The 21,318-nt window shown below is 72.7% G+C and carries 20 protein-coding genes and 1 pseudogene; 9 read left to right on the top strand and 12 right to left on the bottom strand.

Annotation, left to right across the window (positions count from 1 at the left end; genetic code table 11):
• Positions 1-41 precede the first annotated feature (41 nt).
• Complete coding sequence (locus tag LPA41_RS31825) at positions 42-920, bottom strand: helix-turn-helix transcriptional regulator (RefSeq protein ID WP_229074799.1); 879 nt, start codon at positions 918-920, stop codon at positions 42-44.
• Between the two features lie 102 nt (positions 921-1,022).
• Here LPA41_RS31825 and LPA41_RS31820 point away from each other — a divergent pair, with 102 nt between their 5' ends.
• On the top strand, positions 1,023-1,856 hold the full coding sequence (locus LPA41_RS31820; protein ID WP_229074797.1) for an SDR family oxidoreductase: 834 nt from the start codon (positions 1,023-1,025) through the stop codon (positions 1,854-1,856).
• A 21-nt stretch (positions 1,857-1,877) separates the two neighbouring features.
• Here LPA41_RS31820 and LPA41_RS31815 read toward each other — a convergent pair whose 3' ends face one another.
• Both LPA41_RS31815 and LPA41_RS31810 read right to left on the bottom strand, forming a co-directional pair.
• Complete coding sequence (locus LPA41_RS31815; RefSeq protein ID WP_229074795.1) at positions 1,878-2,564, bottom strand: response regulator transcription factor; 687 nt, start codon at positions 2,562-2,564, stop codon at positions 1,878-1,880.
• Complete coding sequence (locus LPA41_RS31810) at positions 2,561-3,640, bottom strand: sensor histidine kinase (protein WP_229074793.1); 1,080 nt, start codon at positions 3,638-3,640, stop codon at positions 2,561-2,563. Before LPA41_RS31810 ends, LPA41_RS31815 begins: the two co-directional genes overlap by 4 nt.
• A 159-nt stretch (positions 3,641-3,799) precedes the next feature.
• On the opposite strand from LPA41_RS31810, the gene LPA41_RS31805 reads away from it, so the two are divergent.
• Complete coding sequence (locus LPA41_RS31805) at positions 3,800-4,516, top strand: hypothetical protein (protein WP_229074791.1); 717 nt, start codon at positions 3,800-3,802, stop codon at positions 4,514-4,516.
• A 96-nt stretch (positions 4,517-4,612) separates the two neighbouring features.
• On the opposite strand, the gene LPA41_RS31800 is transcribed toward LPA41_RS31805, so the two are convergent.
• Complete coding sequence (locus LPA41_RS31800) at positions 4,613-5,275, bottom strand: hypothetical protein (RefSeq protein ID WP_229074789.1); 663 nt, start codon at positions 5,273-5,275, stop codon at positions 4,613-4,615.
• Between the two features lie 42 nt (positions 5,276-5,317).
• Complete coding sequence (locus LPA41_RS31795; RefSeq protein WP_229074786.1) at positions 5,318-6,988, bottom strand: FAD-binding dehydrogenase; 1,671 nt, start codon at positions 6,986-6,988, stop codon at positions 5,318-5,320.
• Positions 6,989-7,151: 163 nt separating this feature from the next.
• Here LPA41_RS31795 and LPA41_RS31790 point away from each other — a divergent pair, with 163 nt between their 5' ends.
• From LPA41_RS31790 to LPA41_RS31780, 3 genes are read left to right on the top strand one after another with little or no spacing between them, the layout of a single operon-like run.
• The gene (locus LPA41_RS31790) at positions 7,152-8,564 is read left to right on the top strand and encodes an IucA/IucC family siderophore biosynthesis protein (protein ID WP_229074782.1); all 1,413 of its coding nucleotides are present in this window, start codon (positions 7,152-7,154) and stop codon (positions 8,562-8,564) included.
• Positions 8,565-8,586: 22 nt separating this feature from the next.
• Complete coding sequence (locus LPA41_RS31785; RefSeq protein ID WP_229074780.1) at positions 8,587-10,146, top strand: IucA/IucC family protein; 1,560 nt, start codon at positions 8,587-8,589, stop codon at positions 10,144-10,146.
• Positions 10,143-11,294: a type III PLP-dependent enzyme gene (locus LPA41_RS31780; protein WP_229074779.1), complete on the top strand. Its 1,152-nt coding sequence runs from the start codon at positions 10,143-10,145 to the stop codon at positions 11,292-11,294. Before LPA41_RS31785 ends, LPA41_RS31780 begins: the two co-directional genes overlap by 4 nt.
• A 108-nt stretch (positions 11,295-11,402) precedes the next feature.
• Here the strand turns inward: LPA41_RS31780 and LPA41_RS31775 are convergent, their stop codons facing one another.
• The gene (locus tag LPA41_RS31775) at positions 11,403-12,155 is read right to left on the bottom strand and encodes an alpha/beta fold hydrolase (protein ID WP_229074777.1); all 753 of its coding nucleotides are present in this window, start codon (positions 12,153-12,155) and stop codon (positions 11,403-11,405) included.
• Positions 12,156-12,162: 7 nt separating this feature from the next.
• Here LPA41_RS31775 and LPA41_RS31770 point away from each other — a divergent pair, with 7 nt between their 5' ends.
• Together LPA41_RS31770 and LPA41_RS31765 are read left to right on the top strand one after the other, a co-directional pair.
• Positions 12,163-12,909, top strand: a complete 747-nt coding sequence (locus LPA41_RS31770; RefSeq protein ID WP_229074775.1) for a TetR/AcrR family transcriptional regulator — start codon at positions 12,163-12,165, stop codon at positions 12,907-12,909.
• Positions 12,879-13,820, top strand: coding sequence for a YafY family protein (locus LPA41_RS31765; protein WP_229074921.1), 942 nt, complete (start codon positions 12,879-12,881; stop codon positions 13,818-13,820). The genes LPA41_RS31770 and LPA41_RS31765 overlap by 31 nt, the downstream gene beginning before the upstream one ends.
• Here the strand turns inward: LPA41_RS31765 and LPA41_RS31760 are convergent.
• The 6 genes and pseudogenes from LPA41_RS31760 to LPA41_RS31735 form a co-directional block, all read right to left on the bottom strand.
• Positions 13,811-14,725 carry an SDR family oxidoreductase gene (locus LPA41_RS31760; protein ID WP_229074773.1) on the bottom strand — a complete coding sequence of 305 codons (915 nt, stop codon included), beginning with the start codon at positions 14,723-14,725 and terminating at the stop codon, positions 13,811-13,813. The two genes, LPA41_RS31765 and LPA41_RS31760, sit on opposite strands and share 10 nt — an antisense overlap.
• Positions 14,726-14,852: 127 nt before the next feature.
• Positions 14,853-15,740: an RNA polymerase sigma-70 factor gene (locus LPA41_RS31755; protein ID WP_229074771.1), complete on the bottom strand. Its 888-nt coding sequence runs from the start codon at positions 15,738-15,740 to the stop codon at positions 14,853-14,855.
• Positions 15,737-16,807 carry an NAD(P)/FAD-dependent oxidoreductase gene (locus LPA41_RS31750; protein ID WP_229074770.1) on the bottom strand — a complete coding sequence of 357 codons (1,071 nt, stop codon included), beginning with the start codon at positions 16,805-16,807 and terminating at the stop codon, positions 15,737-15,739. The genes LPA41_RS31755 and LPA41_RS31750 overlap by 4 nt, the downstream gene beginning before the upstream one ends.
• Positions 16,808-16,969: 162 nt before the next feature.
• Positions 16,970-17,413 carry a hypothetical protein gene (locus tag LPA41_RS31745; RefSeq protein ID WP_229074768.1) on the bottom strand — a complete coding sequence of 148 codons (444 nt, stop codon included), beginning with the start codon at positions 17,411-17,413 and terminating at the stop codon, positions 16,970-16,972.
• Positions 17,414-17,572: 159 nt separating this feature from the next.
• A pseudogene (locus tag LPA41_RS42795) lies at positions 17,573-18,135 on the bottom strand (DUF6653 family protein).
• A gap of 9 nt (positions 18,136-18,144) precedes the next feature.
• A complete protein-coding gene (locus tag LPA41_RS31735) occupies positions 18,145-18,675 on the bottom strand; it encodes a serine hydrolase (protein ID WP_229074765.1) in 531 nt (176 codons plus the stop codon).
• A 191-nt stretch (positions 18,676-18,866) separates the two neighbouring features.
• Here LPA41_RS31735 and LPA41_RS31730 point away from each other — a divergent pair, with 191 nt between their 5' ends.
• Entirely contained in the window at positions 18,867-19,199 is a 333-nt protein-coding gene (locus tag LPA41_RS31730; RefSeq protein WP_229074763.1) for a hypothetical protein, read from the top strand.
• Positions 19,200-19,234: 35 nt separating this feature from the next.
• Positions 19,235-20,782 (top strand): ATP-binding cassette domain-containing protein, encoded by a 1,548-nt coding sequence (locus tag LPA41_RS31725; protein WP_229074762.1) that lies wholly within the window; start codon positions 19,235-19,237, stop codon positions 20,780-20,782.
• Positions 20,783-21,318: the final 536 nt, after the last annotated feature.

Genomic DNA, 21,318 nt, shown 5'->3' with positions numbered 1-21,318 from the left:
GTACGACGTACGGCACCGCTTCGGCCGCAGGCCGGCCTTCGCTACCGGTCAGCGTGGCTGTTCCTGTGGTGCCGGGCCTTCGCAGCCAGGTCCTGGGTGCCGATGACGCTGAGCAGTTGGAGCTGACTCACGGCCTCCGAGCCGGGCCTCGGGGTGAGGATGACCAGGCGCTGGTCCTGGCGGGAGGTGCCGAGCACCTCGCAGTCCAGTTCGATGGTGCCGACCGAGGGGTGGACGATGCGTTTGCGGTCCGAGCGGCGTACGGCCACGTCGTGTTGCTGCCAGAGCGTGGTGAACTCGTCACTGCTGTTCTGCAGGGCGCGGATCATTTTCGCGGCTTCGGGGTCACCCGGGCGCAGGGCGATGGCGGCCCGGACGTCGGCGACCATGATGCGGGCCTGCTCCTGCTGATCCTCGGCGGGGTATTGGGCGCGGGCGGCGGGGTCGGTGAAGAAGCGGTAGATGTGGCTGCGTGCCATGCCCCGGAAAGCCGAGACCTGATCACCGAGCAGGGCAACTGCCAGACGGTTCTGCGCGAGCGTGATCCCCAGGTCGGAGCCGATCTGGGCGGGTATGGCGGTGAGCGCGTCCAGCAGGCGCAGCAGGCCGGGGCTGACATGTTCGTCGACACCCAGAACCGGCGGTGCGTGATGCCCGGCCAGCCGGTACAGGTGGTCGCGCTCGTCCGTGGTGAGGCGCAGCGCGCGGGACAAGGCGTTGAGCATCTGCGGTGAGGGCTGGGGTCCGCGTGCCTGTTCGAGGCGGATGTAGTAATCCGGGGACATGCCGGCGAGGTCGGCGACCTCGTGACGGCGTAGCCCCGGTGTGCGTCGGCGGGCACCCGCGTGCAGGCCGACGTCGGCGGGCTGAAGGTGCTCACGGCGCGTCCGGAGGAAACCGGCCAGCTCCTTTTGTTGCATCTGACCAGCCTGCCTCATGGCCCCCGGGCGAGACAGGGACCGGCGATACCTGTCTCACGGGGTCTCTCCCGCCGATGACCGGGCGGGCTCAGGCTCAAGCCCATGAAGATTCTTGTCACCGGCGCGACCGGTACCGTCGGCGGTCACATCGTCCGCAAACTCCGAGGCCACGAGGTGGTCGCTCTCGTCCGCGATCCGTCGGCCGCAATGCCCGCTGGTGTCACCGCGATCGCCGGCGACTTGACCGACCGGGACGACGTGAACCGCGCGCTGGAAGGTGTCGACCGGGCGTTCTTGATCCTGGCCGCCGACAGCGGGGCGATCTTCGCGCAGGCCGCCGCCGAGGCCGGCCTGCGGTTGGTGGTCATGCTGTCCTCGTTCACCGTCGACACGCCGCTGCGGTCCGGGGCGGCCAACGTCGTCGCCGCACATCACCGGGCGGGGGAACAGGCACTGACGAAGGCGGGGGTGCCGGCCGCCTTCCTGCGGGCCGGAGGGTTCGACTACAACATCGTGCCGTGGGTGGCGGCGGCACGCGACGACGTCGTACGTCTGCCGTACCCGGACATGCGATCGCCGTTCGTGGATCCCGCCGACATCGCGGCGGCGGCGGTCGCGCTGCTGACCGCCGCCGAGCCGATGCCCGGGGAGTACTCGATCACCGGCCCCGAGGCCGGGTCACTGCGTGAGCAGGTCGCCGAGATCAACCGGGCCTTCGGCCGCTCGTACGTCGTCCAGGAGCTCGGCGAGCAGGAGACCGGAATCGGCTTCCTGGACGAGATGCCGGACCCCGTACGCACGTCGTTCCTCGAAGTCTTCGAAGGCGCGGGGCACGTGACACCGAGCGACGACGTCCTGCGTCTGACGGGCACACCCGCGCGTCCGTTCGGCGCTTGGCTCGACGAGAACCGCGGAGCCTTCGCCGTGCATCAGTGACGCGTGATCCGGGCCGGCCGGTCAGGGGGTGTCCGGGGTCGCCGTGACCAGGCCGGTCTCGTAGGCGACGACGACCAGCTGGGCGCGGTCGCGGGCGTTGAGTTTGGTCAGCAAGCGGCCGACGTGCGACTTCACGGTGGCGAGGCTGAGGGTGAGATGGGCGGCGATGTCGGTGTTGGACAGCCCGCGCGCCACCAGGGTCAGGATCTCGCGTTCCCGGCCGGTCACGCCGGTGAGCCGGCGGTGGAACGCACGCGACGGCCGCGGCTGGGCGCCGAACGCGGCGATGACGCGCCGGGTGACGGCGGGGGCGAGCAGGGCGTCACCGGCGGCGACCACGCGCAGGGCGTCGACGAGACCGGCGGCGGTGGTGTCCTTGAGCAGGAAGCCGCTGGCGCCCGCGCGCAGCGCGCCGTACACGTACTCGTCGAGGTCGAAGGTGGTCAGGATCAGCACCCGGATGTCGCCGGTGTGCCGGCAGATCTGCTCGGTGGCGTCGATGCCGGTCATGTCGGGCATCCGGATGTCCATCAGGACCACGTCCGGGCGGTGCGCCAGCGCCAGCCGGACCGCGTCGCGGCCGGTGCCGGCCTCACCGACCACGGCGAAACCGGGGGTGCTGTCCAGCAGGACCCGGAAGCTGTCGCGCAGCAGCGCCTGGTCCTCGGCGATCAGGACCCGGACGGGCCCGGTCCGGGGGCCGGTCACGGCTGGCCCTGCCGGTACGGGATGCGCGCGTCCACCGCGAACCCGCCGCCGCCGTGCGGCCCGGTGCGCAGGCTGCCGCCGTACGCGATGATCCGTTCTCGCATCCCGCGCAGCCCGTGCCCATGCCCGTGCCCGGGCACCGCCGCGGTGCCGTCGTCGGTCACCCGCACCGTGACCGCGTCCGCACCGGCCCGCACGTCGACGGTGCATGCGGTGGCGTGCGCGTGCCGGACGATGTTGGTCAGCGCCTCCTGCACGGTGCGGTACACCACCAGCCGGATCCCGTCCGGCAGGCCCGGCACCCCGTCCAGGGTCATCGTCACCCGCACCCCGGCCTGCTCGGCGCGGCCGGCCAGGGCGCGCAGGTCGCCGTCCGGCGCGGTGCCCGCGTCCCGGCCGTCGCGCAGCAGGCCCACGGCACGGCGCATCTCGACCAGCGCCTCCCGGCCGGCCGTCTCGATCACCTCCAGCGCGGCCAGGCTCTCCTCGGGCCGCACCGCGGCGACGTGCCGGGCCACACTCGCCTTCATCGCGATCATGCTCAGGCTGTGCGCCACGGTGTCGTGCATGTCCCGGGCGATGCGTAGCCGTTCCTCGGTCACCGCCCGCGCGGCCCGTTCGGTGAACGCCCGCTCGGCGAGGTCGTGGCGGCGGCGGACCAGCCGGCCGGCCAGCCACGGCACCGCCACCACCGCTGTGGCCACCAGCGGCGCCGCCGGCCACAGCAATCCCAGCGCGGCGGCACCGGTCAGGCCCGCCGCCAGCACCGGCACCGACCGCGACAGCGCCAGGTCCGCCCCCGCCGGGAACTGGGTCAGGGCCACCGCGGCGCACAGGCCGGGCGCGGCGTACGCCGGGATCACCCCGCCGGCCAGGACCGCACCGGACGCGGCGAGCGCCACCGCGGCGGCGGGCAGCACCAAGCGGCGGCGCACCGCGACCGCGGCGGCGACCGCGGCCACCAGTGCCCACTCCCACCAGGCCGGACGTCCGGTCTCCCGGGCCGCCTGCGCGCACACCGCCAGCACGGCCACGGCCGCCACCGCATCGACGAGCGTCCCTCGCGTCCTGAGCACCGGGTCAGGCTATCCATTGCGGACGCCCGGTGGCGTCCGTCCCGGGGCTGTCATCCTGCGGTAGCACCCGCCCGCCCCCGCTGCGCCCGGCGGCCCAGGCACGGTTTGGTGCGCCGGCCCGATGTGCCGCACCCGGTCGCGGCGGCACAGTGCTGCGACATGAGCACAACCACCACCTGCCGTCCCTTCACCTTCCCCGGACCGCGGCTCGGCGGCGTGTCCCTGATCGCCGGGCCCCTGCTGCTGCTGACCGGCACCGTGCTGCGCCTCGGCGTGCCGTTCTTCTTCCCCGACCAGCTCGCCGCGCACCACCGCCAGCCCGCCCTGTTCGGGGCGGCGTACGCCCTGGTCCTGGCCGGCACCGTCGCGCTGTGGCCGGGGATCGCCGCCGTCGCCGCCCGCGTCGGCGGTACCCGGCCCGGCTGGGCGGTGTGGGGCGGCGCCCTGGTGACGGCCGGTCTGTTCGCGCGCGCCTTCCACCACGGCGCCACCACGTTCGCCTTCGCGCTGGCGGACGCCGACGGCCCGGGCGCCGCCGTCCGGGCCGTCGGCGTCTACTACGCCTACCCGGAGTGGGTGGCGTCCAGCCTGACGGCCGCGGTGATGCTCGGCTGGGTGGTCCTGGCGACCGGCTGCTACCTGTCGGGCACCCTGCGGCTGCTGCCGGCGGTGGCCCTGGCCCTGATGTCGGGCCTGATGATCGGGGTGCTCAAGGGCAGCACGTGGGCGTCGGCGGTGCAGGTCGCCGGGCTCGTGGTGGCGCTGGTGCCGCTCGGGGTGTCGATGCTGCGCGAGGCCGGCCGGCCCGCCCGGGGCACGGTGCTGCTGGTGTTGCTGTTCGCCGCCGGTTCGATCGTTCTCGGACAGCTGGGCTGAGCGGCGAGATACCTGCCGGGCGACAACCCTGCCGGGTGACGCGAAGGGGCCGGTGGGCGACGCGGAGCACGCGGATGCGGTCCGGCCGCGGCTCGGTCAGCGGCGGGGGTCGCCCGGGGTGAGCACGTCGGAGACGGCGCGCAGCTGCTCGGGCGGCAGGGCGGCCGCGGCGTCCGGGTTGCGGGTGCTGCCCGGGTGAGCGCACACCCGGGCGCCGTCGCGGACCTGCCAGCGGGTGGGAAAGGCGCCGGCCAGGCGGGCGGCGACGGCGCCCGGGTCACCGCCGGTGCCGGTGGTGCGCAGCGCCGCGGCCAGCGCCGCCACGGCGGGTGCGCCCGCGGCGGGGCTGTCACCGAGGACCGGGGCGAGCAGCAGCAGCGACCGGGCCCGGGCCAGGGGGTCGGCCTGCCGGGCGGCCACGGCGGCGAGTTCGGGCCAGGACAAGGCGGGGCCGTCGGGGACGCCCTCGGCGTACCCGATCCGTACCGGGCCGGCGCCGGGCACGTCGAGCAGGTAGTCGACGCCGGGGTCGTCGTCGTTGCGGTACAGCACGGTCAGGCCGGCGCCGGCGGCGAACACCGGGCTGCCACCGGAGTCGGTGAGCCGCAGCCAGGCGCCGCGGACCAGGCCCAGGTCGGTGCCGAACAGCGCGGCCACCGGCGCGTCCAGGGGTTCACCGAGGGCGGCACCGAGGTGCGCCGCCCAGAACCCGGGCCGGGTCAGCAGCACCGAGCCGTCGAAACAGAAGTCACCGGTCACGGCGACCGTTGTACCCCGCCGGAAGAGGCGGGAACTTATAACTTATACGGCGCGGGCGGCGTGCCGGCCGGCCGCGCGCCCGGAGAACAGGCAGCCGCCGAGGAACGTACCCTCCAGGGCGTTGTAGCCGTGCACCCCGCCGCCGCCGAACCCGGCCACCTCGCCCGCCGCGTACAGCCCGGGCAGCGCCGCGCCCGCCGGGTCCAGCACCCGCGAGTCCAGGTCGGTCTGGATGCCGCCGAGGGTCTTGCGGGTCAGGATGTGCAGTTTCACCCCGATCAGCGGGCCCGCGGCCGGGTCAAGGATGCGGTGCGGGGTCGACGTCCGCCCGATCCTGTCGCCGAGGTAGCGGCGCGAGTTGTGGATGCCCTGGATCTGCGCATCCTTGCTGACCTTGTTGGCGATCTGGCCGTCGCGGGCGGCGATCTGGGCCCGCACGGTGGCCGCGTCCAGCAGCGGCGTGTCGGTCAGCTTGTTCATCCCGGCGACAAGGTCCTCGACGGTGCCGGCGACCACGAAGTCGGCGCCGTGCTGCTTGAACGCCTCCACCGGGGCGGGCGCGCCCTTGCCGAACAGCCGTTCCTTGATGAAGGCGCGCCGGTCCCCGGCGGTCAGGTCCGGGTTCTGTTCCGAACCGGACAGCGCGAACTCCTTCTCGATCATCTTCTGGGTGAGGACGAACCAGGAGTGGTCGTAGCCGGCGATCTCCGGGCTGGTGCGCAGGTACTTCAGCGTGCCCAGCGTGTCGTAGCTGGGGAAGAACGGTGCCGGCAGGCGCCGCCCGAGCGCGTCGAACCACATCGGGGACGGCGCGGACAGGATCCGGATGCCGTGGCCGGGCCAGACCGGGCTCCAGTTCTGCACGCCCTCGGTGTAGTGCCACATCCGGTCCCGGTTGACCAGGCGCGCCCCGGCGGACTCGGCGATGCCCAGCATCCGGCCGTCCACGTACGCCGGCACCCCGGTGATCATGGTGGTGGGTGCGGTGCCGAGGCGCCGCGGCCAGTACTGGCGCACCAGGTCGTGGTTGGCGCCGATCCCGCCGGAGGTGACGATCACCGCCTGGGCGCGCAGCGTGAAGTCGCCGACGACCTCGCGGCTGGAGCTGACCCCGCGGGCGGCGTCGTCCGGTGCCAGCAGCGCGCCCCGGACCCCGGTGACCGCGCCGCCCTCGACGATCAGCTCGTCGACCCGGTGCCGGTGGTGGAAGGTGAGCAGGCCCGCCTCGGCGGCGCGGTGCGCGGACGCCGCGAAGGGCGCGACCACGCCGGTACCCGTACCCCAGGTGATGTGGAACCGCGGCACCGAGTTGCCGTGCCCGCCGGCGCGCAGGTCGCCGCGTTCCGCCCAGCCGGCGAACGGCAGCCAGCTCATCCCCAGCCCGGCCAGCCAGGCCCGTTTCTCGCCGGCGGCGAACTCGACGTAGGCGCGCGCCCACTTCACGGCCTGCGCGTCCTCGTCGGCGACCCGGTCGAAGCCGGCACTGGCCTGCCAGTCCGCCCAGGCCAGGTCGACGCTGTCGGTGATCCGGGCGCGTTTCTGCTCGGGGCTGCCGACGAAGAACAGCCCGCCGAACGACCACCAGGCCTGCCCGCCCAGGTTGCCGGCGTTCTCCTGGTCGACCAGGGCGACCCGTTTGCCGGCGGCGGTGAGTTCGTGCGCGGCGGCCAGCCCGGCCAGCCCGGCCCCCACGACGATGACGTCAGCGTCCACGATCCGCACCTTTCGACGACAGTGACCCGCGCCACGCGGATACGAGAATTTATCGGATTCCACCGGCGCAGGGAAACGGCGCACCACCACCCGGCTGTGTCCTCGCTCGCCCCGCGTCGCCCCGCAACGACAACCCCCGGCGCCACCGGCGACAATCGACAGCGTGCCCGAACCGACCGCCGGACCCGCGCAGACCCGCACCCAACTCGCCGCGCTGCGCCCCGACCTGGTCGGCCCCTACGACGCCGCCCTGCCCGGCGCGCACACCGCGATCCTCGACCGGCTGCGCCTGGCCGTCAGCCGCGAACCCCTGCCCGGCATCACCGACCCCGGCACCGCCATCAGCGCCCACGACACCGACGCCGTCGCCGTCACCGAACGCCTCTGGCCCGGCAGCCGGCTCACCACCGAGATCGCCAACAGCGTCGCCAACCTCGCCCTGGCCCGCGCCAACGCCGAGCCCGCCGACCGGCCCCTGCCCACCGGACCCGACGCCCTCGGCCGCATCGAACAGACACTCGTCGACGGACACCCCCTGCACCCCTGCTGCCGCACCCGCACCGGCATGACCGTGCAGGACGTGCTCACCTACGCCCCCGAACACCGCCCCGTCATCCGGCTGCGCCGCCTCACCGTCCCCCGCGACCGCTGGCACGGCACCGGCCCACCCGTCCTCTACGCCCACCCCTGGCAGGTCCCCCGGCTGCTCGAGCAGTACCCCTGGCTCGGCAACGCCGGCGTCACCCGGCCCGTACGGCCCCTGATGTCGCTGCGCACCGTCGCCCCGGTCAGCGGCGGCCCGCACATCAAGACCGCCGTCGACATCGGCATGACCTCCGCCGTGCGCACCGTCTCCCCCGCCGCCGTCCACAACGGACCCGTCCTGTCCGACCTGCTGCGCCGGCTCACCACCGACCTGCCCCTCGACGTGCTCGCCGAGACCAGCGCCGGCGCCGTCATCACCGACCACGGACCCGACCGGCGCCTCGCCCACCTCGTGCGCCAGGCACCGCGCCTGCGACCCGGCGAGACCGCCGTACCCCTCGGCGTCCTCGCCACCACCCCCGCCCTGCTCGCGCGCATCGCCGACCCGTACGCCTTCCTGCGCAGACTCGGCACCGTGCTGTTCGCGCCCCTGGCCCGCGTCCTGCACCGCGGCGTCGCGCTCGAAGCCCACGGACAGAACACGCTGATCGTGCTCGACGGCACCGAACCCGTGCGCACCCTCTACCGCGACCTCGGCGGCGTCCGCGTGCACGCCGGCCGGCTGCGCGCCGCCGGCCTCGAACCACCCCACCTGCTCGGCGACCTGCCCACCGACGACGACACCGCGCTGCGCACCAAACTCGCCGCCGCCGCCCTCGGCACCGTCGCCACCCAACTCGTCGGCGCCCTCGACGCCGACGACGACAAACTCTGGGCCGTGCTCGCCGCCGCCCTGCGCGCCGACCCCAGCACCGACACCGAGGCCCTGCTCACCGAGCCGCTCCCGATCAAAGCCACCACCGCGATGCGGCTCGCCGCCGACCCCCTCGACGACATCTGGACTTACCAGCACAACCCGATGGCGGCATGAGCCACCCGCGGAAGGACCCCCCATGATCATCCGCAGTGTCAGCACCGGCCGCCTCGCCGCGGCCGCCGCACACACCGAAGCCGCCCTCGCCGTGCACGCACCCCACCTCGTCGACGGCTTCCTGCGCCACCTCCCGCACGCCGCCGACACCGTCGGGCGCCGCCTGCGCGCCGCCCTCGTCCGCGAAGAACTCACCCCACCCGTCGCCGGCGGCCGCACCCACGCCTTCCACCGCGTCGAATACCCCGTCGCCGGCGTCAGCGACCCCGTCGACCTGCTCGCCGGCATCGACAACGGCCCCTTCGCCGCCGAGATCCGCAACGCCGTCATCAACCTCGCCATCGCCCTGTCCCGCTTCACCACCACCGCACCCACCACCGACCCCGACCTCGACGCCGTCCGCCTCGAACGCCTCGCCGTCGCCGGACACAACCTGCACCCCTGCGGCCGCACCCGCCTCGGCTGGGACACCGGCGACGTCCTCGCCCACGACCTCGAAGCCGGCCACACCACCATCGGCTTCGTCGCCGTCCGCGACGACCACCACCTCGGCGACGACCTCGGCGCCCACCTCGGCCTGCCCGCCGCACCCGCCGGCTACCGCACCCAGCCCGTGCACGCCTGGCAGCACGAACTCATCACCGGCCGCTACGCCGAGCTGTTCCGCGACGGCACCCTGCGCCACCTCGACGGCCACCTCGACGCCATCCCCACCGCCGCCCTGCGCACCCTCTACGTCCCCGGCCTCGGCGCCTACCTCAAACTCTCCCTCGACATCCAGGTCACCTCCACCCGCCGCAGCATCAGCGTCGCCAGCACCCGCAACGGCCCCGCCCTCTCCACCCTGCTGCAGCACCTCGTCGCCGACGACCCCGACGGCCACCGCCTGCTGCTGCTCCCCGAGACCGCCGGCGCCGCCGTCCCCGCCGGCAGCGGCCGCGACCTGTCCGCCATCGCCCGCACCGGCCTGCGCGGCCACCTCACCGACGGCGAACACGCCGTCCCCGGCGGCGCCCTGCCCGCCCACGACCCCGCCACCGGCACCACCGTGCTCGCCGGCCTCGTCGACACCTCCCACCTCGGCGCCGCCGGCTGGCTCGACGCCTACACCCGCCTGCTCCTGCCACCCCTGCTGCGCCTCGCCACCCGCGGCATCGCCCTCGAAGCCCACCTGCAGAACTGCCTGCCCACCTTCGTCGACGGCCGCCCCCACCGGATGGCCCTGCGCGACTTCGCCGGCCTGCGCCTGCACGAACCCCGCCTCGCCGCCGCCGGACACCACATCGACCTCTGGCCCGGCTCCGTCGTCGCCACCACCGACGACACCACCCTGCTCGCCAAACTCGGCTACACCGCACTGCAGGCCCACCTCGGCGAACTCGTCATCAGCCTCACCGAAACCCACGGCCTGCCCGAGGACCACGCCTGGCGCACCGTGCGCACCGTCATCGACGACACCCTGCACGGCCACCCCGACCACGCCTACTGGACCGCACCCACCATCGCCCACAAAGCCCTCGTCCGGATGCGCCTCGCCGGCGAGAACGACATCTACCTCCCGGTCAGCAACCCCCTCGCATGACCACCGAGCCCGCCACCGCCCTGCCCGCCGCCGTCGCCGCCGCCCTGCGCGACCTGCCCGCACCCGCCTGCGCCTACCTCTACGACACCACCACCCTGCGCGAACGCGCCGCCACCCTGCGCGCCGCCCTGCCCCCGCGCACCACCATCCTGTACGCCGTCAAAGCCAACGGACACCCCGCCGTCGTCGCCACCCTCGCCGACGCCACCGACGGCCTCGACGTCGCCTCCGGCGGCGAACTGCGCCTCGCCCTCGACGCCGGCGCCCGCCGCATCGCCTTCAGCGGCCCCGCCAAGACCGACACCGAACTCGCCGCCGCCGTCCACGCCGGCGCCCTGCTCAACGTCGAAAGCGCCCACGAACTACGCCGCCTCGCCGGACTCGGCCTGCACGCCGACATCTGCCTGCGCGTCAACCGCGCCGGCCCCGCCCTCTCCGGCAGCCACACCATGACCGGCACACCCACCCCCTTCGGCATCGCCGACGACCAGCTCGGCGACGTCCTCGCCGACCTACCCCCCGGCCTGCGCGTCATCGGCTTCCACCTGCACGCCGTCTCCAACAACCTCGACGGGCACGCGCACGCCGCCTTCCTCACCGACGCGATCGGCTGGTCACAGACCAAGGCACAGGAGTACGGGCTGGACCTGCGAGTAGTAAACGCAGGAGGCGGATTCGGCGTCGACTACCGGACGGACAGCGCCATGGACCTGACACCGCTGTCCACCGTCACCGTCCCACCCGGCATCGACCTCGTCGTCGAACCCGGCCGCTGGCTCACCGCCGACGCCGGCTGGTACACCGCCGAAGTCCTCGACCTCAAAACCACCCACGGCCGCACCTTCGCCGTCCTGCGCGGCGGCACCCACCACTTCCGCCTCCCCGCCGCCTGGGGCTACAGCCACCCCTTCACCGTCCTGCCCGTCGACCACTGGGACCGCCCCTACCCGCGCCCCGCCGTCACCGACACCCCCGTCGACGCCGTCGGCGAACTCTGCACCCCCCGCGACGTCCTCACCCGCGACCGGCACGTCACCCACCTGCGCGCCGGCGACCGGCTGGTGTTCGCCCGCACCGGCGCCTACGGATACGACATCTCCCACCACGACTTCCTGCGCCACGACCCACCCGACTTCGTCATCCTCTGACGACCGTCCGCGCGTCGGCTCATGACTCGCGGTGTCTGCCGCTCGCTCAGCTCAACCCGGACCGGTGGCCAATTCGTCCCGCTCAGGTCGCAGGCACCCGCGGCGGGTTCATCTCGCTCCGATCGCCGGGACCCGCAGCCGGTTGATCAGGTCGGCGAGGCGGCCGGGTGCCTCCCGATACGCCAGATGGCCCTGCCCGCCGAGCTCGTGCACGGTCGCGCCCGGCAGCCGGCGGGCGACGTCGTCGAACGACGACCCGTACGGCGCCCGCCCCCGGTTGTGCTCACCGACGATGAGATCGACCCGCGCTGCCCGCACGGCGAGCGTCGCCGGCAACGGGGCCTGGTTGATCGCGAGCGTCTCGTGGTAGGCCGGGGCGGCGAGACGCCGCAGCTCCGACCAGGTCGCCTCGTCGGCGCGCAACGCGCCGACCATGTCGTCCCCCACGCCGGTGACCTGCCGCAGTGCCACCGTGACGACGGCGTCGAGGTCGCCGTCCTCGTGCGCCCGCCGCAGATCAGGCAGGGCCGCCGCCCCGAACGGCGCCATGACCGGTTCATAGGCGACCAGGTGCGGCACCGGCAGCGTGCCGGCCAGGTGCACCGCGATCAGACCCCCGTAGCTCCATCCGAACAGCGTGCGCACGTCGGTGAACGTGCGCAGGACCGCCGCGGCGTCCTCGACCTCGGTCGCGAACCCGTACCCGTCCGTCAGGGGCCCGGACGGCTGCCGCCCCCGCCGGTTGACGACGGCAACAGCCCGCCAGCCGTCGAGGCGCCCCGCCACGCCGGCCCACTGCGCGGCGTCGGCCATGGCGCCCGGGATCACCACGACGGACGGCCCGTCCGGGTCCCCGTACACGTCGACGGTGACCGGCCCCCGGGCCTTCGACCGCGACCTCGCCCTCCGCGAAGCCGCCCGCCTGTTCTGGCAGCACGGATACTCCGGCACCTCGACGCGGACCCTGACCACCGCCCTCGGAATCTCCAGCTCCAGCCTGTACGCCGCCTTCGGCACCAAGGCCGAACTGTTCGACGAAGCGGTCCGCACCTACGCCCTGCGCTACAGCGCGATCTACGAGAACGCCGTGGCCGAACCCTCCATCGAGCGCGTGATCGAGCGCGTGCTCCTCGACTCCATCGACGAGTTCGACCGCGCCGCCGACGGCCACCCCGGCTGCCTGACCAGCAGCGCCGTCATGGCGGACGCCCCCGCCACCCTCGACGTACGCGCCTACGTCGCCGACCTGCAACGCTCCGACGAGGCCCGCCTGCGCGCCCGCATCGAACGCGCCGTGCACGACGGCGAACTCCCCGCGACCACAGACCCGGCAGTGCTCGCGGAACTCGTGCAGACCATCTGGCAAGGACTGTCGCTCCGCTCCGAACTCGGCGCCACCCGCGAACAGCTCACCGGCGTGGCCGACCTCGCACTGACGGCTCATCCGCCGGTCCGCTCGCCGGCCGTAGCCCGTACCGGCCCGCCCCTCGCCCGCAAGCCCGGGCACGCCGGGTGGGCGCGGCGCCGAAAAACCTGGCTCGTCCGGCCAAGATGGTGGATGTGCGTGCGTCCCGGCTGTTCACGATGGTGCTGTTGCTGCAAGCGCGGGGGGTGATGACCGCAGCGGAGCTGGCCGATGAAACAGGCGTCTCCGAACGGACCGTCTACCGCGACATCACCGCGTTGGCTGCCGCGGGGGTGCCGGTCTACGCCGAACAGGGACGACACGGTGGCTACCGGCTGGTCGACGGCTACCGCACCCGGCTGACCGGACTCAGCCGGGTCGAAGCCGAGGCGTTGTTCCTGCTCGGTCTGCACGGCCCGGCGCGAGACATGGGGCTCGGCGATCTGCTGGCCACCGCCCAGCTCAAAGTCAGCGCGGCACTGCCGGCCGGATTGCGTGACGCGTCGGCACAGGCCGCGCAACGCTTCCACCTCGATGTGCCGGGGTGGTTCAACGACAGCGACCCGCCGCCTGCGCTGAGCGCCCTGGTCCGCGCGGTGTGGCAGGACCTGACGGTGATCCTTCGCTACCACCGTCATGACGAGGTGACACGCACCGTGCAGCCCTACGGCGTGGTCCTCAAAGCCGGGATCTGGTACCTCGTCGCGCGGGCCGGCGCCGACCTGCGGGTATACCGCGTCGACCGGGTCGTCGCCGTCGAAGTCACCGACCAGCGGTTCGTCCGCGAGGAGTCCTTCGACCTGCCGGCAGTGTGGGCCGAACGGGCGGCACAGTTCGTCCGGGGCATGCTCGCCGAACAGGTGACGCTACGACTGAGTCAGGCCGGGCTGCGGGCGCTACGGTCCGCCGTCGAGCCGCCCGCGGTGCAGGCGGCCACCGACGCGGCGGGCGAACCCGACGAGCAGGGCTGGGTGGTCACCCACCTGCCCGTCGAGTCCACCGAGGTCGCCTACGACCAGCTGCTCCGCCTCGGCCCAGAAGTGGAGGTACTGGCCCCCCAACCGTTGCGCGAGCAGTTGCGGCTCGCCGCGGAACGGCTGGCCGGCCTATATCATCGGTAACCGGTGACGTCCGCCGGCCTGCCGGCGTCCTGCACCTCGACCACGTACCGCCAGCAGTCCGGACGACTACCGTCGAGATCGGTGAAGCCGTAGACCTGAGCCAGCTGCCCGCTCGACAGCGACTGCCCGTTCCACCGGGCGACATCCGGGTCGGCCGCGAGCGCGGCGGCCGCCCGGCCGACGAAGGCGGGACTCTCCGAAATCGCGAAGTGCGGTTCCGTTGCCGTGGCGTCGACCCAGTTCGCCTCGGTGACCCCGAAGTGCTCCAGCATGAGCTCCGAACGCATCCACCCCGGCGTCAAAGCCACCGCGGTGGCACCGAACGCCGCCAGCTCCTGGGCCTGCGCGAACGCCATGCGCAGTACCGAGGCCTTGGCCAGGTCGTAGAAGAACGTCGCCCGGTACGTCGTACGGTTGTACTCGGCGGTGCCGTCGGTCACCTCGACCACCAGGCCACCCGGTCGGCGGATCAGCAGCGGCAGTGCGAAGTGGCTGGTGATGATGTGGGTGTCGACCGCCAGCCGCAGGATGTGCAGGCCGGTGTCCAACGAGTGCTCCCACAGCTTCTGGTCCCAGCTGAACAACAGCTCCGCACCCCAGATGTTGTTGACCAGGATGTCCAAGCGCCCCTGCTCGGCGTCGATGCGCTCCACCAGGGCACGCACCTGCTCCGCGACGAGGTGATCGACCTGGACGGCGATCCCCGTACCACCGGCCGCGGTCACCAGCTCAGCGGTCTCCTCGATGGTCTCCGGCCGGTCCATCTCCGAACGCTGCCCTCTGATGCTGCGGCCGGTGGCGTACACCGTCGCCCCACGGGCACCGAGCTGCACGGCAATCTGGCGCCCCGCACCCCGTGTCGCCCCCGCCACCACAGCAACCTTGCCTGCCAGATCACGATCCATGACGGGGACCCTGACAGAAAAACCTGACGAGGCACGTCAGCTTTTCACCGGTCAGGTCGGCGAAGCCGTCCTTTTTGTTCTTGGTGCGGCTTGCCGCACTACCTGTAAAGCATCCTAGGATGATAGGTCACCGCAGAGTCAGCGGCGTCTCCTCGGTAACCCTGGTCAGCTTGTCCGGGTTCCGCACGTAGTAGATGCCGGTGATCAGCTCGTCCTCGATACGAACCGCCATCACCCCGTCCACCACCCCGTCCAGGTGCAGGAACAACGCCGGACTCCCGTTGATCGTGGTGGCCGAGGCACTGAGCACCCCACCCGTCCGCGGCGTCCCCGCCGCGAGCAGGAACCGGGCCAGCTTGTCGGCACCCACGATCGGGCGCGGCGCGGACTGCTTGCGCCCACCGGCGTCCGCGATCAGCACCACATCCGGCGCCAGCACATTCAGCAGAGCCTGCGGATCGCCCGTCTCCAGCGCCCGCCGGAACGCGTCCAGCACCGCCCGCGTCCGTTGCGCCGGCACCACCTGCCGGGGCCGCCGCGCGTCCACGTGCCGGCGGGCCCGGCTCGCGATCTGCCGCACCGCCGCCGGCGACTTGTCCACCGCCGCCGCGATCTCGTCATAACTGACGCCGAACGCCTCGCGCAGTACGAACACCGCCCGCTCCGTCGGCGACAACGTCTCCAGCACCAGCAACAACGCCATCGACACCTGCTCGGCCAGCGCCACGTCATCCGCGATGTCGGGCGTCGTCAGCAGCGGCTCCGGCAGCCACGGCCCGACATAGGCCTCCCGGCGCCGCTGCACCGTCCGCATCCGGTTCAGCGCCTGCCGCGTCGTGATCCGTACCAGATAGGCGCGGTCGTCGCGCACCTGCGCCAGGTCCACCTTCACCCAGCGCAACCACGTCTCCTGCAGCACGTCCTCGGCGTCCGCCGCCGAACCCAGCATCTCGTAGGCGACGGTGAACAACAGATTGCGGTGCGCGACGAACGCGTCGGTGGCGGCATCGCTCATCCCCGGCTCCCCCTGGTCAGCTGACTCACCGTGCCCCGGCAGACGAACTCCTTCACCCGGGCTGCCGCACCGCCACGCAGGTACCAGCCCCGGGCACCGTCGTTGAGGCCCGACATCTGTACCAGACCCGACCGGCGGCCCAGACTCAGACACTGACCGGCGAAGTACAGCGACACCGGCTTCGGCTGCCGGCCCCCGATCCGCGCCAGCACCGTACGCGGCGCGTACCGCCCCAGCTGCCCGGCGGCCTGGCAGCTCATCCGGAACGGCCGGTCCGACGGCACCAGGCAGTCACCGGCCGCCACCACCCGCGAGTCGTCGACGCTGGTCAGCGTGTCATCGGTACGCAACCGGCCGATCGCGTCCGTGCTCAGCCCACTCCGGGCCGCCAGATCCGGCACGACGAACCCGGTCGTCCAGATCGTCACCGCGCTCGGCCGCTCACCGCCGTCGGCCAGCTGCACCGCTCCCGCCGTCGCCGACGAGACCTTCACGTTCTCCAGGACCGTCACCCCCAGCCGGGCCAGCTGCCCGGCGACCACCTTGCGGCCCGACGGATGCAGGTACGGGTTCAGCACGCCACCACACACCAGCGTGACCGTGCGCCCCCGTTCGGCGAGCTCGGCAGCCGTCTCCACGCCGGTGGCACCACCACCCACCACGGTGACCGGCCCGTCCGTGGCGTGCAGCGCCGCCCGCAACCGCTGGGCGTCCTCCCACGTCGCGATCGAGTACGCGGCACCGGGCGCGGGCGTGCCGGCGCTGCCGATCGCGTACACCAGGTAGTCGTATTCGGCCGCACCGCCCGACGCCAGCTCCACCGCACGCCCCGGCGCGTCGATGCGGGTCGCGGTGTCCACCAGCAGCCGCACCTTCGGCGACAGCACCCGGTCGAACCCGGTGGACGCCGGGTGGGTGCCGGCCACCAGCTGGTGCAGCCGGATCCGCTCCACGAACGACGGCCGCGGGTTGATCAGCGTGACCGCCGTCCGGGAATCACGGGCCAGCCGGTTCGCGGCCAGCACCCCGGCGTATCCCCCACCGATCACGACGACGTTCTCGGTCATGAGTGCCTCCTTGTTGTCGTGCGTCAGGCATGGAGGCACCGGCCGGCGGTCTTTTGTGACAGCTTCTTTTCGGGGATGGTTGGCGAAGCCGTCCGTCGGGGTTCCCGGTGCGGCTCGCCGCACTGCCCCTAAGGCGTCCTAGGACACTAGGTTGAAGGTTGGTCAGGCGTGGGCCGGGGCGAGGTCCGCGCCGGTGGCGCGCTTGTCGATCAGGGGCCGCCATGCGGTCCAGCCCCGGGTCAGGACGTAGGCCACAGCGCCGCTGACGACCAGCCACCCGTCGACCATCGCGGTCTCCCGTGCTTCGGGGACGCCGGCAAGGGCCAGAGCGAAGGTGGTGATCGCCACCTTGTGGACGAACATGAGTTCCCATGCTCCTGGCGTCCGGCGCGGCCAGATGGTGACCATCACCCAGAAGGCGAGGAAGACCAGGAACCCGAAGGTGCGCCAGCCTTGCACGATCAGTTCGTCGGGCGGGGCCTGGGTGAGCCGGTAGATGCCGTGGCCGAGCGCTATGAGCGTGAGGAAGGCGTTGATGCTCGTCAGCACCCGGGCGATCCGGTCGGCCTGCGCGCTGCGCCGGCCGAGATTCGCTGCGTTGCGCACAGCAGTCATCTCGGGTGCGGCACTGGTGCGGTTCCTCGATCTTCGCGCCGAGGTCGTCGAGGGCTTCAGCGTCGCGCGATTGCTGTGGAAGATCATGACTACTTCCTAACGTCGGTAGATTTTCTAACGGCGTTAGATTTTCATGGGGCGCGAGGCCTGTCAAGGCCACCTCGGCTCGCCCTGCGCGGAAGCCCGGCGGACCCGGAGATGGAGATCGGAGCGACGGCCGAGGGCGTAGCCGCCGGTGGCGAGAGCCGCGGGCGCTGCGTTGTCGCGCGGTACCCGATCAGTACTCCCACCGGGCGCACTGTGGCGGTGCTTCATGTCCTCGAAGAGCAGCACCTGGCGGTCGATGTACCACGCCTTGGCGCTCAACAGGATCACCAGGCCCGCGACGGTGTTCACCAGATCGAGACGGACCAGGCCGTACGCCAGCAGAATGGCCCCGAGAAGCTGGATGGCGTAGGTGGGTGCCAGCGCGGCCGCAGTGAACTGCGCCGGGACGGACACCCTGGTGCGTTCCGACCAGACACGCTCGCCGAAGACGCCCTTGGAGGCCCAGTCGACAGTGCCAGCAGGGGCAGCACCGCGAACCGGGTCCAGACACTCATCGGGTTGGCGTGCCGCGCCCAGCTCTCGCCCTCCACCCCGAACAGCTTCGCCACCCGCTGCTCACTGGTGACTCTCGTGGTCGGCGCCGGAGGATTCACGGGAGTGTTCATCGAAGTTCCTCACCTCTCGCAGAAGGACCGGTCGAGCAGGGCGTAGTAGGCCGCGTTCGCCGCGTCACCCACCGTCTTCGGGTCCTCGTTCATCATCAGGACGGTCTCGTGCCGGGCGTCCGGGCTGATCCACGTGTAGACGACGTAGCCGCCGACGTTGCCGCTGTGACCCCAGGCCACCCCGCACGGCGTCCAGCGCTGCACCCCCAGACCGGACCGGCTGGGCAGGTCGCTGTCGGTCACCTCGATGGTCCGGCGCAGTTCCCGCATCATCCGGGGACCCAGGAGGCGCCCGGTGAACAACGCCCGGTAGAAGGTTGCCGAGTCGTCCGCGCTGGTGTTCAGCCCGCCGGCTGCCCACGCCCACGGGTACATGTAGGCGAGGTCGACCTCGCCCGGCGGATCACCCATCACGAAGTAGCCGTGCGCGTGCGACCCCCAGATCGCGGTGGTCACCGGCAGGTCCGTGTGGCGCAGCCCCAGCGGCCGCAGGATCCGGGCACGCAACTCGTGCAGGATTCGTACTGCGGTTGCTCTCATGCGGTTCACGCTCGCAGCCGGCGGCCGGCGCGGTAAGGCGGTGGACAGGCCGTTGCGGGGGGCGGTTCTCTGGTGTGCCGGGAACCGCGCCGCGGCCCTGGAACCCGGGAGCCCGTCGGCGTAGCGTGAGCGGCGACCGCAGGGGGTGCCGAAGCCGGCCCGTCCGTCTGCTCCCCCACGGGCTGATCGTCGTGGAGGCGCCCGGCGCGGCCGCCGTCCTGCACAACGTGGTGCTGACCACCGTGAGCGCCGTCGCGCTGGGCGGGGTGGCCCTGCTGTTCATCCGGCGCCGCACCCACGGACGGCATCTGCGCCGATCGCTGACCCTGCTGGTCGACTCGTTCGCGCTGGGCCTCGTGATGATCGCCGTACTGCTGATCGTGGGGCCGTCGGGTGGCCGGTGTTACCGTCTACGGCGTGATACAGCAGCTGCTCTTCCTCTGATACCGGGACCCTGGTCCGGCCCGCAACCGCCCTCGTCGACGAGACACGTCCGAGGCCGCCGGTCGGCACCGCACGCCTGACCACGTCCCGTCACGTCAGTGTGGAGAACACCCGCATGTCCGCTGTCACCATCACCCTGCCCGCCCGCGCCCAGGCGCAGCTCGTCGCCACCGGCCTGCACGTCAACCGGGGCGGCCGTCCCGTCCTGACCGGGCTCGACCTCACCGTCTCCCCCGGCAGCCGGGTCGGCGTCGTCGGTGAGAACGGCCGGGGCAAGTCCACCCTGCTGCACACCCTCGTCGGCCGGTTGCCGGCCGATCACGGCACGGTACGCCTGACCGGCACCGTCGGCACCGCCGAACAGGAGATCCCACCGGTCGGCACGGTCGGCGACCTGATCGACCAGGAACTGGCCACCGTACGCGCGGTGCTGTCCGCGGTCGAGGCCGCGGCCGTCGGCCTGGCAGCCGGCGAGCCCGGTGCCGGGGACGCCTACGCCACGGCGATCGAGGCGGCGGACCTGCTCGACGCCTGGGATGCGGACCGCCGCGTCCAGGTGGCGTTGGAGGCACTGGGGGCGGTCACCGACCGTACCCGTGCGCTCGCCGAACTTTCCGTCGGGCAGCGGTACCGGGTACGCCTGGCGTGCCTGCTCGGCGCCGCGCACGACTTCCTGCTGCTGGACGAGCCCACCAACCACCTCGACGCGTCCGGGCTGGCGTTCCTCACCGCCCGGCTCCTCGCACACCCCGGCGGCGTCGTGCTGGTCAGCCACGACCGGGCGCTGCTCACGGACGTCGCCACGACCGTCGTGGACCTGGACCCGAGCCGCGACGGCCGGCCCCGGGTGTACGGCGGCGGCTATGCCGGCTACGTCAGCGGGCGCGTCGCCGAGCGACAGCGATGGATCGAGGAGTACGAGCATCAGCAGGCCGAACACACCCGGCTCACCCGCGATCTGGAGCAGGCCCGGAGTCGCCTGATCACCGGCTGGCGGCCGGACAAGGGCACCGGCAAGCACAAGCGGGCCAGCCGGGCGCCCGGCCTGGTGCAGGCGGTGCACCGGCGCCGCGACGACCTGGCGGCGCACGCCGTCACCGCACCGGTGCCGCCGACGGCCCTGCACCTGCCGGAGGTTCCGCCCTGGTCCGGCGAGATCGTCGTCGGCGACCTGCGGGTACCGGGCCGCCTCGACCACCCGGGCACGGTCACCCTGGCACCCGGGGCCCGCCTGGTGGTCACCGGCCCCAACGGGTCCGGCAAGTCGACGCTGCTCGGGTTGCTGGCCGCCCGGACCGGCGCGGCGTACCTGAGCCAGGAATCCCCCGCGCACCCCGCCGGGGTCACGGCCCGCGAGGTCTACCTGGCGAACACCGGCGACACCCCCGACCCGGAGGAACTCGGGCTGCTGCCGGCCGCCGCATGGGACCGGCCGGTGCCGGTGCTCTCCACCGGCCAGCAACGCCGCCTCGACCTAGCCCTGTGCGTCGCGGCGGCCCCGCCGGTACTGCTGCTCGACGAGCCGACGAACCACCTGTCCGTCGCGCTGGTCGACGAACTCACCGCGGCCCTCATGACCACCCGGGCCGCGGTGGTGGTGGCCACCCACGACCGCCAGCTGCTGCGCGACACCGCACACTGGCCCCACCTGAACCTGAGCTGATCACAACGCGCACAGAGCCGTCCCGGCGTCCCCGAATCCGCTCCCGGCATTCCGCCGGGCCGCTCGCGGTATTTCGCGGGCCGCTTCCGGCAGTCGCGGGGCGGCTCTGCGCGTCCGCATCGTCGATCGAGCATGAACTGCCGCACAGCCACCACCCCCGGCTGGCGCGATCGCGTCGAATGCCTGGGCGGCCTTCTCAGCGAGCGGTAGGCGCCGGTTTCTCCTGAGACCGTCCGGACAAGTCCCGGCAGCCATGAACGACAGCCAGCCAACGGGCTGTCACCCACGGCTGCCCAAAAGCAAATCCAGCAGCCATGCACGACAGCCGGCCCGCCCAGCTGTCACCTACGGCTGCCCGCAAGCCACCCAAACAACCACCAGCGACAGCCGACCCAACCAGCTGTCACCCACGGCTGCCCGCAAGCCACCCAAACAACCACCAGCGACAGCCGACCCAACCAGCTGTCACCCACGGCTGCCCGCAAGCCACCCAAACAACCACCAGCGACAGCCGACCCAACCAGCTGTCACCCACG

The sequence above is a fragment of the Actinoplanes sp. DH11 genome, assembly GCF_020873875.1.
In the GTDB taxonomy this organism is placed as follows: Bacteria; Actinomycetota; Actinomycetes; order Mycobacteriales; family Micromonosporaceae; genus Actinoplanes.
This window is presented reverse-complemented; position numbering and strand designations above follow the sequence as displayed.

What these genes read in the sequence shown, in the direction of transcription:
- LPA41_RS31750 (WP_229074770.1), bottom strand. Translation starts at nt 16,807, where the DNA reads ATGACCGAGAACGTCGTCGTGATCGGTGGGGGATACGCCGGGGTGCTG.
- LPA41_RS31760 (WP_229074773.1), bottom strand. Translation starts at nt 14,725, where the DNA reads ATGGATCGTGATCTGGCAGGCAAGGTTGCTGTGGTGGCGGGGGCGACA.
- LPA41_RS31765 (WP_229074921.1), top strand. Translation starts at nt 12,879, where the DNA reads ATGGTGCTGTTGCTGCAAGCGCGGGGGGTGATGACCGCAGCGGAGCTG.
- LPA41_RS31755 (WP_229074771.1), bottom strand. Translation starts at nt 15,740, where the DNA reads ATGAGCGATGCCGCCACCGACGCGTTCGTCGCGCACCGCAATCTGTTG.
- LPA41_RS31805 (WP_229074791.1), top strand. Translation starts at nt 3,800, where the DNA reads ATGAGCACAACCACCACCTGCCGTCCCTTCACCTTCCCCGGACCGCGG.
- LPA41_RS31825 (WP_229074799.1), bottom strand. Translation starts at nt 920, where the DNA reads ATGCAACAAAAGGAGCTGGCCGGTTTCCTCCGGACGCGCCGTGAGCAC.
- LPA41_RS31785 (WP_229074780.1), top strand. Translation starts at nt 8,587, where the DNA reads ATGATCATCCGCAGTGTCAGCACCGGCCGCCTCGCCGCGGCCGCCGCA.
- LPA41_RS31780 (WP_229074779.1), top strand. Translation starts at nt 10,143, where the DNA reads ATGACCACCGAGCCCGCCACCGCCCTGCCCGCCGCCGTCGCCGCCGCC.
- LPA41_RS31735 (WP_229074765.1), bottom strand. Translation starts at nt 18,675, where the DNA reads ATGAGAGCAACCGCAGTACGAATCCTGCACGAGTTGCGTGCCCGGATC.
- LPA41_RS31820 (WP_229074797.1), top strand. Translation starts at nt 1,023, where the DNA reads ATGAAGATTCTTGTCACCGGCGCGACCGGTACCGTCGGCGGTCACATC.
- LPA41_RS31725 (WP_229074762.1), top strand. Translation starts at nt 19,235, where the DNA reads ATGTCCGCTGTCACCATCACCCTGCCCGCCCGCGCCCAGGCGCAGCTC.